General features: G+C 67.4%; 11 protein-coding genes. 3 read left to right on the top strand and 8 right to left on the bottom strand.

Going from position 1 to position 13,137, the window contains the following annotated elements:
- The first annotated feature begins 70 nt into the window (after positions 1-70).
- On the top strand, positions 71-769 hold the full coding sequence (lexA, locus tag AC1RKE_RS08420; RefSeq protein ID WP_348683698.1) for a transcriptional repressor LexA: 699 nt from the start codon (positions 71-73) through the stop codon (positions 767-769).
- Here the strand turns inward: lexA and AC1RKE_RS08415 are convergent.
- On the bottom strand, positions 763-2,856 hold the full coding sequence (locus tag AC1RKE_RS08415) for a ComEC/Rec2 family competence protein (RefSeq protein ID WP_395942172.1): 2,094 nt from the start codon (positions 2,854-2,856) through the stop codon (positions 763-765). The two genes, lexA and AC1RKE_RS08415, sit on opposite strands and share 7 nt — an antisense overlap.
- Positions 2,857-2,923: 67 nt before the next feature.
- Between AC1RKE_RS08415 and gltX the strand changes: the two genes are divergently transcribed.
- Both gltX and gltA read left to right on the top strand, forming a co-directional pair.
- Positions 2,924-4,339 (top strand): glutamate--tRNA ligase, encoded by a 1,416-nt coding sequence (gltX, locus tag AC1RKE_RS08410; protein ID WP_348683696.1) that lies wholly within the window; start codon positions 2,924-2,926, stop codon positions 4,337-4,339.
- A gap of 67 nt (positions 4,340-4,406) precedes the next feature.
- Positions 4,407-5,699, top strand: a complete 1,293-nt coding sequence (gene gltA / locus AC1RKE_RS08405; protein WP_054765568.1) for a citrate synthase — start codon at positions 4,407-4,409, stop codon at positions 5,697-5,699.
- 82 nt (positions 5,700-5,781) lie between these two features.
- Here the strand turns inward: gltA and lpxB are convergent, their stop codons facing one another.
- Genes lpxB through bamA form a run of 7 tightly spaced genes read right to left on the bottom strand, consistent with a single transcriptional unit; the run spans position 5,782 to position 13,126 of the window.
- Entirely contained in the window at positions 5,782-6,951 is a 1,170-nt protein-coding gene (lpxB, locus tag AC1RKE_RS08400; RefSeq protein WP_348684863.1) for a lipid-A-disaccharide synthase, read from the bottom strand.
- On the bottom strand, positions 6,948-7,787 hold the full coding sequence (lpxI, locus tag AC1RKE_RS08395) for a UDP-2,3-diacylglucosamine diphosphatase (protein ID WP_348684862.1): 840 nt from the start codon (positions 7,785-7,787) through the stop codon (positions 6,948-6,950). Before lpxI ends, lpxB begins: the two co-directional genes overlap by 4 nt.
- Complete coding sequence (gene lpxA, locus AC1RKE_RS08390) at positions 7,784-8,572, bottom strand: acyl-ACP--UDP-N-acetylglucosamine O-acyltransferase (RefSeq protein ID WP_348684860.1); 789 nt, start codon at positions 8,570-8,572, stop codon at positions 7,784-7,786. Before lpxA ends, lpxI begins: the two co-directional genes overlap by 4 nt.
- Positions 8,572-9,048 carry a 3-hydroxyacyl-ACP dehydratase FabZ gene (gene fabZ, locus AC1RKE_RS08385; protein WP_054765564.1) on the bottom strand — a complete coding sequence of 159 codons (477 nt, stop codon included), beginning with the start codon at positions 9,046-9,048 and terminating at the stop codon, positions 8,572-8,574. The genes lpxA and fabZ overlap by 1 nt, the downstream gene beginning before the upstream one ends.
- 2 nt (positions 9,049-9,050) lie before the next feature.
- Positions 9,051-10,064, bottom strand: a complete 1,014-nt coding sequence (gene lpxD / locus AC1RKE_RS08380; protein ID WP_395942401.1) for a UDP-3-O-(3-hydroxymyristoyl)glucosamine N-acyltransferase — start codon at positions 10,062-10,064, stop codon at positions 9,051-9,053.
- 7 nt (positions 10,065-10,071) lie between these two features.
- Positions 10,072-10,674 carry an OmpH/Skp family outer membrane protein gene (locus AC1RKE_RS08375; protein WP_054765562.1) on the bottom strand — a complete coding sequence of 201 codons (603 nt, stop codon included), beginning with the start codon at positions 10,672-10,674 and terminating at the stop codon, positions 10,072-10,074.
- A gap of 37 nt (positions 10,675-10,711) precedes the next feature.
- Positions 10,712-13,126, bottom strand: coding sequence for an outer membrane protein assembly factor BamA (bamA, locus tag AC1RKE_RS08370; protein WP_348683094.1), 2,415 nt, complete (start codon positions 13,124-13,126; stop codon positions 10,712-10,714).
- Positions 13,127-13,137 lie beyond the last annotated feature (11 nt).

Below are 13,137 nucleotides of genomic sequence, written 5' to 3'. Positions count from 1 at the left end.
ACACTTACAGAACATCGTCAATGTTCACGGCCCGTTCCGATTCGAGGAAGGGGCTTAAGAGGGCTTGGCGATGCTCACGCGCAAACAGCATGAACTGCTGATGTTCATCCACGAAAGGATTCAGGAGACGGGCGTCTCCCCTTCGTTCGACGAGATGAAGGAGGCGCTGGACTTGGCGTCCAAGTCGGGCATTCACCGGCTGATCACGGCGCTGGAGGAACGCGGCTTCATCCGCCGCCTCGCTCACCGCGCCCGCGCACTGGAAGTGACCAAACTGCCTGAACAGGCCACAGCCGGCGCTCCGCGCGGCCGAGCCGGGTTCAAGCCCGACGTCATCGAAGGCGGCGGCGCACGTCCCGTCGCTGCGGCCTCAGCCGCCAACGATACGCGCGAACTGCCGCTCCTGGGCAAGATCGCCGCCGGCACCCCCATCGCCGCGATCCAGCACGAGCAGGAACGCCTCTCGGTGCCCGAATCCATGCTGGGCAAGGGCGATCACTACATCCTCGAGATCGAGGGCGATTCCATGATCGAGGCCGGCATCCTGAACGGCGACCTGGTGGTCATCCGGCGCGGCGACACGGCGAACAACGGCGAGATCGTCGTCGCTCTGGTCGAAGGCGAAGAGGCCACGCTGAAACGCCTCCGCCGGAAGGGCGGCTCCATCGCCCTGGAGCCCGCAAACCGCGCCTACGAGACCCGCATCTTCGGCCCCGACCAGGTCGAGGTCCAGGGCAAGCTGGTCGGCCTCATGCGCCGCTATCACTGATCCGGATCCGGCCGACGCGCCCAGGGTCGATTCCCACGCACGTCGGCCGTCCACACCGCCTTCCAGCGGTCCGCTCCGTCGCGCCACAGCTCCACCGCCCCGCCGCGTGCGAAATCCGCCCCGTCCAGAACCAGCCGCCCGTCGCATGAGGGCGGCAGGGCGTGAACCACCGCCCGCACGCTGACCACCGGGGCCGCAAGGCACAGGGCGTCCATCTGCTCCATGTCCGGCGTCCGCCTGCCCCACCACAGGGCGACCGGCCCCGCCCCAGTGAGTTCGGGACGGCATGAAGCGCGGTCGCAGGCCCAGCCGGCCTCGGGGCGGTCCGCCAAGATCAGACCGCGCCGCCGGGACCACAGGTCCGTCGCAAACTCACGCACGCCGGGCCGGACGACGATCGCCTCGCCCTCCCGATGAAAGGCCGCATTGGTCCCGCCGTCGCCGATCCAGACGTCCGGCGTCGGCGCGCGCGGCCAGACCAGCACCGCCGCCGCCAGGGGCAGGCCCAGCCACCGCAGCCGCCCCTGCCACAGGCAGATGAACAGCACGCCTAGAAAGGCCACGGGCAGCACATAGTCCGGCGCGCTGGCGACCGTCCGCACCGCGCCGGGCAGGCCCGCGGTCCAGGTTCCGATCGCCAGCATCAGATCGACGCCCCACCCCGCCACCGCAAGGAAGGGTCCGCCCAGCCCCAAGGGCGCCAGCGCCGCCCCCAGGGCCAGGGTCGGCATCAGGACGAAATCGGCCACCGGCGCCGTACCCAGATTGGCCAGTAGGCCGTACACGGCCGTCCGGTTGAAATGCTGCATGGCGAAGGGTCCGGTCGCCAGACCGGCGACCACGCTGGCCGCGACGGCCGCCGCCAGCCAGCCTCCAAACCTCTGAACCGCCACGATCGGCCAGGGAGCCGCGATCTCGCGCACCCGCCGAGGCCAGACCTCCACCAGGGCCACCAGGGCCGCCGTCGCGGCGAAGGACATCTGAAAACCCGGCGTGACGATGGCTTCCGGTTGGATCAGCAAGACCACGAAGGCGGCGACGGCCAGCCCGTGCATGGTCACGGCCTGCCGGTCCAGCAATATGGCGATGAAGGCGATGGCGGCCGTGACGGCGGCCCGCTCCGCCGGCGGCGGCGCGCCCGACACCACCAGATAGGCGCCCACGGCCGCCAGTCCCGCCCATGCGGCGATCTTCTTGCCGGCGACCCGCAGCGCCAGCCACGGCCAGGCGGCCACCCCCAGCCGGACCGCAAAGAAGACGAAGCCGCCGACGATGGCCATATGCAGGCCCGACACCGACAGGATGTGCGCCAAACCCGAATCCCGCATCACCTCCACGTCTTCGGGGCTGATCCACGCCTCGTGGCTGGTGGTCATGGCGGCGGCGATCCCGCCTGTGCGAGGCCCAAGCTGGGCCACGATCCGTTCGGCCAGGGCGTAGCGCGCGCCGTTGACCGCCATCGTCAACCGGACGCGCCAGGGCGGGGGTGGCAGGTCGATGCTCCGCGTCTCCCCAAGCGCAAAGGCCACGCCGCCCAATCCTTGGAAGAAGGCGTTGCGGCCGAAGTCATAGGCGCCCGGCGCCGCCGGCGCAGGCGGCGGATTGAGGATGGCGAACAGTCGGATCGCCTCGCCCGGACGGGGCGGCGGCCCGCGCACGGTCACGCGCAGCCGCACCGGCGTCTCCTCGGGGGCGAGGCCGCGGATCCAGGTCGGCGCCGCCACCACCCGCGCCCCGTTCTGTCCGGGACTGTCGACGTCGATGACCCAGGCCTCGATCACGGTCGCTTCGCCCAGCGCCGGCGCGATCGGGGCGGCGATCGCCTCGGTCCGCACCTTGGCCGTCGCCAGCCCGCCGAGCAGACACGCCAGCATCATCAGGGGCCAGGTCCGGCCCCGCCCCCAGCCGCGCCGCCGTCCCGCCCACCAGGCGGCTGCGGCCATTCCCGCCGCTAGCAGCAGGGGCCATGACGGGGGCTCGAACCGCAGAGTGAAATAGACGGCGCCGCCCGCCCCGAACGCCACCGGCGCCCAGAGCCGCCATCTCAGGCTCTGCGCCGCAAGCTCTTGGGCCAGCCAGGCCCGCAAACGCGCGCCGGGGGTAGGTTTTGTCGTCTCGGGGCGTATAAGGGCCTCGCTTACGGACCCTTCCCCCATGACCTTGCCTTCTTCGACAGTCGTCACCCGCTTCGCCCCCTCGCCGACAGGCTATCTGCATATTGGCGGGGCGAGAACCGCCTTGTTCAACTGGCTGTACGCCAAGAGACACGCAGGACGCTTCCTGATCCGGGTCGAAGACACGGATCGCGAACGTTCGACCGAGGAGGCCGTCCAGGCCATCTTCGACGGCCTGAGCTGGCTGGAGCTGTTCGCTGACGAAGAGCCGGTGTTCCAGTTCAGCCGCGCCGACCGCCATCGCGAAGTCGTCGATCAACTGCTGGAGACCGGCCACGCCTATCGCGATTTCACCACGGCCGAGGAAACCGGACGTCTGCGCGACGCCGCCAAGGCCGAGCGTCGCACCTTTGAATCGCCCTGGCGCGACCGCACCCCGACCGTCGACGACCTGGCCCAGCCGCACGTCGTCCGCTTTCGACGCCCCCAGTCCGCCACGGTCACCGTCGCGGACGAGGTTCAGGGTTCGGTCAGCTGGTCGACCGACGACCTCGACGATCTGGTCCTGCTGCGCTCCGACGGGGCGCCGACCTATAATCTCGCCGTGGTGGTCGATGACCACGACATGGGGGTGACCCACGTCATCCGCGGCGACGACCATCTGAACAACGCCGCCCGCCAGAGCCTGATCTATGACGCCCTCGGCTGGACGCGCCCGACCTTCGCCCACATTCCCCTGATCCACGGGCCGGACGGGGCCAAGCTGTCGAAGCGCCACGGCGCCCAGGCCGTCCACGAATACGCCGAGATGGGCTATCTGCCCGAGGCCATGCGCAACTATCTGGCGCGCCTCGGCTGGGGTCACGGCGACGACGAACTGTTCAGCGACGCCCAGGCGATCGAATGGTTCGATCTGGCCGGCATCGGCAAGGCGCCGGCGCGGCTGGACTTCGACAAGCTGGCCCACGTCAATTCGCATTGGCTGCGGCTCGCCGACGACGAACGCCTGGCCAAGCTGACGCTGGACGTCCACCTCGCCCGGGGTCGCAGCCTGGCCGAGGCCGACGAGGCCCGGCTCCAGCGCGCCATGCCCTTCGTGAAGGACCGCGCCAAGACCGTGCTGGAGTTGGCCGACCAGACCGAATTCGTGCTCAAGACACGTCCCCTGGACATCGACGACAAGGGCCGCGCCCTGCTGTCCGGCGAAACCCTGGACCGCCTGGCGCGCCTGCGCGACCGGCTGGCTTTGTTCCAGTCCTGGGACGTCTTCGCCCTGGAAGCCGAGCTGAAGAGCTTCGCCGAAGCCGAACAGGTCGGCTTCGGCAAGATCGGCCCGCCGATGCGCGCAGCGCTTACCGCAGGGTCAACATCACCTGATATTGCACGAACTTTGTCCGCTCTTGGGCGCGACGAAAGTCTCGGACGCTTGGATGATGCGCTGCAACAGACTAAGTGATCAACCACAAACCTAAGAGCGCCCGGCGCCTCCCCGCGATCGGACGTCCAAATGCAAAGGGGCATTGATGACTGACCAAGCCAAAACCGCCACGCTCTCCTTCGAGGGCAAGAGCGTCGATCTGCCCGTTCTGTCGGGTTCGACCGGTCCGGACGTTATCGACATCCGCAAGCTCTACGGCGGAACGGGCGCTTTCACCTTCGATCCGGGCTTCACCTCGACCGCCTCCTGCGAGTCAGGCCTGACCTATATCGACGGCGACGCCGGCGTCCTGCTGCACCGGGGCTATCCGATCGACCAGCTCGCGGCCCAGTCGAACTTCATCGAGGTCTGCCACCTTCTGCTGCACGGCGAACTGCCGACGGCCGCGCAGTACGAGAAGTTCGAAGACAGCATCACCATGCACACGATGCTGCACGCCCAGTTCGACCGCTTCTTCGAAGGCTTCCGCCGCGACGCCCACCCGATGGCGATCATGGTCGGCACGGTCGGCGCCCTGTCGGCCTTCTATCACGACAGCCTGGACATCCATGATCCGGTCCAGCGCGACATCTCGGCCATCCGTTTGATCGCCAAGATGCCGACGATCGCGGCCCGCGCCTACAAATATCATGTCGGCCAGCCCTTCATCTCGCCGCGCAACGACCTGTCCTACGCCGAAAACTTCCTGCGGATGTGCTTCGCCGTCCCGGCCGAGGACTATCACGTCGATCCGGCCCTGGTGCGCGCCATGGACCGCATCTTCACCCTGCACGCCGACCACGAGCAGAACGCCTCGACCTCGACCGTCCGCCTGGCCGGTTCGTCGGGCGCCAATCCGTTCGCCTGTATCGCCGCCGGCATCGCCTGCCTGTGGGGCCCGTCGCACGGCGGCGCCAATGAAGAGGCGCTGAACATGCTCAAGGAGATCGGCACCCCCGACAAGATCCCCGAGTTCATCCAGGGCGTGAAGGACCGCAAATACAAGCTGATGGGCTTCGGCCACCGGGTCTATAAGAACTATGACCCGCGCGCCAAGGTGATGCAGCAGTCGGCCTATGAGGTTCTGGCCGCCACGGGCCGCGAAAACGACCCCCTGTTCCAGGTCGCCAAGGAGCTGGAAAAGGTCGCGCTGAACGACGAATATTTCACCTCGCGCAAGCTTTTCCCGAACGTCGACTTCTATTCGGGCATCACCCTGTCGGCCATGGGCTTCCCCACCACCATGTTCACCGTCCTGTTCGCCCTGGCCCGCACTGTGGGCTGGATCGCCCAGTGGCAGGAAATGATGGCCGATCCGTCGCAGAAGATCGGCCGCCCGCGTCAGCTGTACACCGGCCCGACGCAGCGCGATTACGTGCCGATCGAACAGCGCGGCTGATCAAGCGCCACAGGCCTGAAATGCAGAACGCCGGGGCGCAGCCCCCGGCGTTTTTCTTTGTCTGGGACAGGGATGGAGCCGCCTATCCAGCCGCCTTGGCCTCGATGACCCGCAACACGGCCTCGGCGGCCAGGGTCGAGGGATCCGGCCCGCCCCGCCCCATCAGGTCCAGCGCCGCCGTCTGACGCCTTGCCTGGTCGGCCGCAGCCTCGGGATCGTTCAACAGCCGCCCGACGGCCGCCGCCAGTTTTTCCGCAGACGCCTCGCCCTGGATGAACTCCGGGGCTATCCGTTCGCCGGCGGCGATGTTGAACAGGGTGATGTGTTCGGCCGTCACCAGCCGCTTCATCAGCTGATAGCTTACCCCCCCGATCTTATAGGCGATGACCATCGGCGCCCCCGCCAGGGCCAGTTCAGTCGAGACGGTGCCGCTGGTCGCCAGGGCCGCCGTCGCCGCCCGCATGGCGTCGTACTTTTCGGCCTCATCGACGACATGGACGCGGAAAGGCCAGGCGGATACGCGCCCGACCACGTCCTTTGACACCGTCCCCGCCGCGACCACGGCGACTTCCAGGCCTGGATCCTGGGTCTTCAACCGCTTGACGGTCGCCTCATAGACCGGAGTCATCCGCGCGATTTCGGCCGGTCGGCTGCCCGGCAGGATCAGCAGCAGCTTGGCGTCAGGCGTGACGCCCCGCCGGGCGCGAAAGGCGGCGCCGTCGGCCCCGCCCATGTCGACGTGCAGGGCGGACGAGCCGACCACCGTCGTCGGCAGACCTTCACGCTCGAACCAGGGCGCGTCGAAGCTGTAGAGGGCCAGCAGATGATCCACGGCCCGCGCCAGGGTCCTGGCCCGACCAGGACGAGACGCCCAGACCTGGGGCCCGACGTATTTGATCAAGGGCACGTCCGGCCGCGCGGCGCGGATCGCCTCTGCGACCCGAATGGTGAAGCCCCAGCTGTCGATCAGAACCACCGCGTCCGGCTGTTCACGCGCCGCCAGGGCAGCCGTCTCCGCCGCGCGACGGCGCACCGTCCGGTAGGCGCGCAGACCTTCGATCCAGCCCAGAATCGACAGTTCGGCGATGTCGAAGGGGCTGACGACGCCCTCGGCCGCCATGCGCGGGCCGCCGATGCCGACGAAGCTGACCCCCTGACCCAGCCGCGCTCTCAAGGCCCGCGCCAGGCCGGCGCCCAAGGCGTCGCCCGACGCCTCGGCCGCCACCAGCATGATCTTCAACGGACGGCTCATCGCGTTTCACCCCAGACGAACAGGCCCAACCGATCCGCCGCCGCCACGATCGCGGACCGGTCGATCAGGATCAACCGCCCGGCGACGCCGGCGATCCCCGCCAGCCCTGCCGCCGCCGCCAGCTCCACCGTGCGCGGTCCGATCACCGGCATGTCCACGCGCAGATCCTGGATCGGCTTGGGCGCCTTGGCCAAGGCTCCCCTGGGCGAGGCCGGAGCGCCGCGGAGATCGGCGGGCAGGTCCGCCACCCGGCGCAGCATGGCGTCGGTGCCTTCCTGCGCCTCGACCGCCAGGACCAGGCCGTCACAGACCACCGCGCCCTGGCCGATATCCAGTTCACCTGACTTTTCGGCGACGTGCAGCGCTTTTCTTAGGTCATCTATCTGTTGCGGCGTCGGAACCACCGATCCTAGGGCGCCGGCCGCTAGACTCTCCCCGCCCAGTATGTCGTCGGCGCCCTCGACCCCGAAACCCTCCACCTCAAAGATGGACAGAATCTTCCTCAGCAGGGCGTCATCTCCCTTGGTCGCCGCCGCGACGATGCCCGGCAGCAGAGATGCCCCCTTCAGATCGGGCTTCAAGGTCTTGAAATCGGGTCGATTGACGATGCCGGCTAGACAGACGCTGGTGCAGCCTTCAGCCTTCAGAGCCTTCAATATGGCCCCGATCTGGGCCATGCCGAACTCGGCGCCGGGCCAGCGGCCCAGCTGCGGATCGGCGAAACCCGCCAGACGGATCACGAAGACCGGCCGCCCCTCGACCTCGCACCGGGCCGCCACCGCCGCCGGCAGATCGCCGCCGCCGGCGATCAGGCCCAGCTTTCCGGCGCCGATCATTCCGCGTTCGGCAGACACAGAGGCCGCCGCCCCCCGTCGCGGATGAAGGCGATGATCTCCAATATCTCGGGCAGATCGGCGTATTGGCCGGCGACGGCGTCGACCCTTCCGGCGAACTCGCCCTCGCCCTCGAACAGGTCGCGATAGGCGGCCAGCAATCTTCGTATCTGGGATTTGCCGTAACCCTTGCGCTTCAGACCGATCAGGTTCAGCCCGCGCAGTCGCGCGTGATTGCCCCAGGCCGAGCCATAGGGGATGACGTCGCGGGTCACGGCGGCCAGACCGCCGATGATCGCCCCCTGCCCCACGCGCCCGTTCTGGTGCACGGCGCACAGCCCACCCAGGAAGACCTTGTCGCCGACCTGGGCATGACCGCCCAGGGTGGCGTTGTTGGCCATGACCAGATGGCTGCCGACCACGCAGTCGTGACCGATGTGCGCGCCCGTCATGAACAGATTGTTGGAGCCGACGACGGTCACGCCCGTTCCCTGGGGCGTGCCCCGGTTGAAGGTGCAGTGCTCGCGGATCAGGTTGTTTTCGCCGATCTCCAGCCGCACCGGCTCGCCCTTGTAGCCGTTGTGCTGCGGATCGCCGCCGATGACGGCGAAGGGATGGATCACGGTTCCAGCCCCGACCGTCGTGTCCTGCTGGACCACTACATGGCTGACCAGGCGCACGCCCTCGGCCAGGGAGACATTCGGTCCGACCGTGCACCAGGGGCCGACCTCGACCCCTTCGGCCAAGGTCGCCGTGGCGTCGATCAGGGCGGTGGGGTGGATGGCCATCAGGCGGCGGGCTCCGTCGCCGGCGTGGGCACCGTCACCACCATGGCCATGAACTCGGCCTCGGCCGCCAGCTTGCCGTCAATGAAGGTCTCGCCGCGGAACTTGTAGGCGTCGCCCCGCGCCTTGATCACCTTGACCTGCATGCGCAGCTGATCGCCGGGCCGCGCGGGCTTGCGGAAACGCACGCCGTCGATCGACATGAACATGATGACCTTGTCCGCCACGGCGACGTCCAGGGTCTTGGACATCAGCAAGGCGCCGGTCTGCGCCATGGCCTCTACGATCAGCACGCCCGGCATGACCGGATCAATCGGGAAATGGCCGGGGAAGAAGGGCTCGTTGTGGGTGACGTTCTTGATCCCCACGATGGAAGTCGCGGGAACAAATTCCTCGGCCTTGTCCACCAGCAGGAAGGGATAACGGTGCGGCAGCCGCCGCATCACCTCGGCGTAGTCGATCTTGCCGTCTTCACTCATCCCTATGATTCCCTTGGGGCCTTCTTTGAAGACGCCTGTTTGGCGAGCCAGACGGTTTCACGCAAGAACTGTCGGATCGGACGGGCCGGATAGCCGGACCAGGTCTCGCCCGGCGGAATGTCCGCCAGCACCCCCGCACCGGCCGCGACGCGCGCGCCTTCGCCGATCGTCAGATGGTCGCCGACCCCCGCCTTGCCGCCGAAGATGACATTGTCGCCGCTGGTCACGGAGCCGGAGATCCCCGTATTGGCCGCCATCAGATTGTTGCGGCCGATGACGCAGTTGTGGCCCACCATGACCAGATTATCGATCTTGGTGTTCTCGCCGATGACGGTGTCGTCATAGGCGCCCCGGTCGATGCAGCTGTTGGCGCCGACCGTCACCCCGTCCTGCAGGATGACCCGCCCCAGCTGGGGAATGTCCATGGCGCCGGCCGCCGTGCCGGTGGCGCCGAAGCCGGCCTCGCCGATGCGGGCGCCGGCGTAGAGCTTCACCCGGTCGCCGATCAGGGCGAAGCCGACGGTGACGTTCGAACCGATCACACAGTCCCGGCCGATCTGCACGCCCGGGCCGATGACGGTATTGGCGCCGATCCGCGTGCCGCGTCCGATACGGACGCCCTCGCCCAGCACCACGCCCGGCTCGACCACCACGCTGTGGTCCTCGGACGCCTCAGACGGGGCGATGGCGCGGTCCAGGCTCAAGGGGCGGTGCAGCAGAGCCGAGGCCAGGGCCCAGGAGGCCTGGGGCGTGCGCGAGACGATCACCGCCGCCTCGGCCGGAACCGAGCCCACCGCCTGTTCCGGCACGATGACGCAGCCCGCCTGTGTCGCCGCCAGGGCCGCCGCGAACTTGCGGTCGCCCATAAACGCGATCGCGCCCCCGTCCGCAGAGGACAGGGGCGCGACGGAACCGATCATCCGGTCCCCGCCCCGGACCGCCTCACCCCCGGTCTTGGCCGCCAGTTCGACGACGGACAGGGGCGAAAGGGTTTGGAAGAAGCGGGAATCGGGCATGAGGGCCTTAGTTGGCGGCGGCCGGCTGTTGCGGCTGCTGCGCCGGGACCGGCATGCGGTTGAACGACAGGGTCGGCAGGGCCGTGTTCAGCCGCTGGATCGCCGCGTCGGTCAGGTCCATGGCCGGGTTCATCATGAAGACGCTCTCGCGGTCCAACAGCAGGCCGCAGCCCTTTTCCTGATAGAGGGCGGTCAGGATCGGCGACACAGCCTCGGTGATGGCCTGGCGCTGCATGGCCAGGGTGTAGCGCAGCTCGTTCTCGCGGGTGGCTTCCAGCTGTTGGGCCTCCTGGGCGCGCTGCTGCAGGGCCTGACGGCGCTGTTGCAGTTGGTCTGCGGGCAGGCTAGCCCCCGAGGTTTGCAGTTGCTGGGCTTCCGACTGGATGGCGGTGGCGTAGGGCTGGAGCTCGCCCTGAACCTCCTGGGCCAGTTGCTGCATGCGGGCCTCGACCGCCTGACCGGCGGCCGACTGGGCCAGCAGGCGGGCGTTGTAATAGACGCAGACGCCCGGAATGACCGGACCGGGGTTGGCCGGCGCGGCCGTCTGGGCCGAGGCGGCGGTGGCGACCAGCGAGGCGGCGGCCGTGGCGGCGATGATCAGAGCTTTCATGGGTATTCCTCTGCGAACGCTTTTTTGCGTCGCTTCCTTAGAATTGGGTGGAGGTCGAGAAGCGGAAGGATTCCGTCTTGTCGTAGTCTTCCTTGGACAGGACCTTTGAGATGTCGAACCGGATCGGGCCCATCGGCGACTTCCAGTGGATGCTGACGCCGGCGGAAGCCCGCAGCGACAGCTCGTCGGCGATGGTGGTGTCGACCGTGCCGGTCGAGGTCAGCTTATAGCGGTCATCCAGAACTCCCAGGGTGCCGACATCGGCGAACAAGGAGGTCTTGATGCCGTACTGTTCGGGCAGATAGTTGGGCACGGTCAGTTCGACGGTGCCGATGGCGTAGAAGTTGCCCCCCAGGGCGTCGGTGGTGTCCAGGTCGCGCGGCCCCATGCCGGCGGTTTCGAAGCCGCGGAAGCTGTTGCCGCCCTTGAAGAAGCGATCGTTGATGCGGATCGGGTCGCCGTTCCAGCCGCTGACATAGCCGGTGGAGCCTTGCAGGCTGACGATCCAGCGCGGGGTGATGCCGTAGTACCAGGCGGCGTCCGCCTCGGTCTTCACATAGTTGACGTCGCCGCCCAGGCCGGCGAAATCCTGACGCAAGGAGCCGGACCAGCCGCGCGTCGGCCGGATCGGATCGTTGGTGTAGTTCATCTGAAGCGTATAGCCCGCAGACGAGTTGATGTAGCTGCCGACCTGGTCGCACAGGGCCGAAGAGCCGCTGCCGCTGGTGTTGCAATAGCCGGTCGGGACGATGATTTCGTCGGACTTCAGGAAGTAGCGGGTGCTGAGCCACATATTGCCGTTCAGCGGATAGGTCAGACGCAAGCCGCCGCCGGTCGAACGGTAGTCGTAGGAGGAATATTCGCTGAGGTCATAGCGCGAGTGGAACAGGTCCCACCCGGCGCGCAGATCGCGGCCCAGGAATTTCGGCTCGGTGAAGCGGAAGTCGACCTGCTGACGTAGCGAACCCCACTCCAGCCGGGCCACGACGTTCTGGCCCCGACCGCGGAAGTTCCGCTCTGAAATGCCCAGGTTCACCGTAAAGGAATCGACCGAGCTGAAGCCCGCCCCGACCGACAGTTCGCCGGTGGGCTGTTCCTGGACGTTGACGTTGACGATGCTCCGGTCTGGGGCGCTGCCGCGGGTCTCTTCGATCGTCACGTCCTTGAAGAAGCCCAGCGCGCGCAGATTGTTGCGCGACCGTTCCATCAGGGCGCGGTTGAAGGCGTCGCCTTCGGTCAGCATCAGCTCGCGCCGGATGACGGGATCGATGGTGCGGGTGTTGCCGATCACATTGATGCGGTCGATGTAGACCCGCTGGCCTTCTGAGACGTTGAAGGTGACGTCGACCGTATCGGTGTCGGGATTGGCGCGGTACGTCGGATTGATTTCGACGAACGCATAGCCCGCAGAGCCGGCGGCGAAGGTCAAGGCGTCGACCGCCTGTTCGATCTTGTCGCTTTCGTACAGCTGGCCTTCGCGGATCGGGACCAGGGCCTTCAGGAACTGGGCGTTGAGGCGGTCGTTCTGAGTGACCACGTCGATCTTGCCGAAGTTGTACTTGTCGCCTTCGTTCAGCGTCAGGGTGATCTGGAAAGCCTGATTATCCGGCTGAAGTTCCGCAACCGACGAAATGATGCGGAAGTCGTAATAGCCCCGGTTGGTGTAGAACTTGCGCAGCTGCTCCTGGTCGTACTCCAGGCGGTTGGGATCGTAATTGTCGTTGTTGGAGAAGAACTTCCACCACTGCGACCGCTCCGTCACCATGACGTCCCGGACGTCGTTGTCCGAAAAGGCCTTGTTACCCAGGACGTTGATGGCGCTGATGCCGGTCTGCGGCCCTTCGTTGATCTCGAAGATCACATCGACGCGGTTCTGCTCCAACTGAACCAGCTTGGGCGTGACCGTCGCGGATATCCGGCCTTGGAGACGATAAAGCTCCACGATGGAGCCGACGTCCTCCTGAACCTTGGCGCGGGTGTAGATGCCGCGCGGCTGGAGAGTGACCTCCTTGGTCAGCTTGTCCTGAGAGACGGCGCTGTTCCCCTCGAACACCACCTGGTTGATGATCGGGTTCTCGACGATCTGAACGACCAGATCGCCGTTCTGCACGCCCAACTGCACGTCGGCGAACAGGCCGGTCCGCGACAGGGTGCGCACGGCCACGTCCAGCACGGCGGCGTCGACGGTGTCGCCGGGGCGGATCGGCAGATAGGACAGGACCGTGGTCTGGTCGATCCGCTGGGCGCCCTGAACGATGATCCGATTGACGGTCAGGGCCTGGGGCGCTGCGACCTCGACGCGCGGCGGCTGTTGCGGGGCCGCGCCCTCGGCAGCGGGCGCCGGAGCCGACTGAGCCAGGGCGGGAGCGGAAAAGCCCGCGGCCACGGCCAGCGCCAGGAGGCTGGATCGGGCGCTCAGTCGGACGGCGGCGCGAGATTTCATGTCGTTCATTCTGAAAACCA

This window comes from Brevundimonas sp. GW822-FHT03E11 (assembly GCF_058801445.1).
This window is presented reverse-complemented; position numbering and strand designations above follow the sequence as displayed.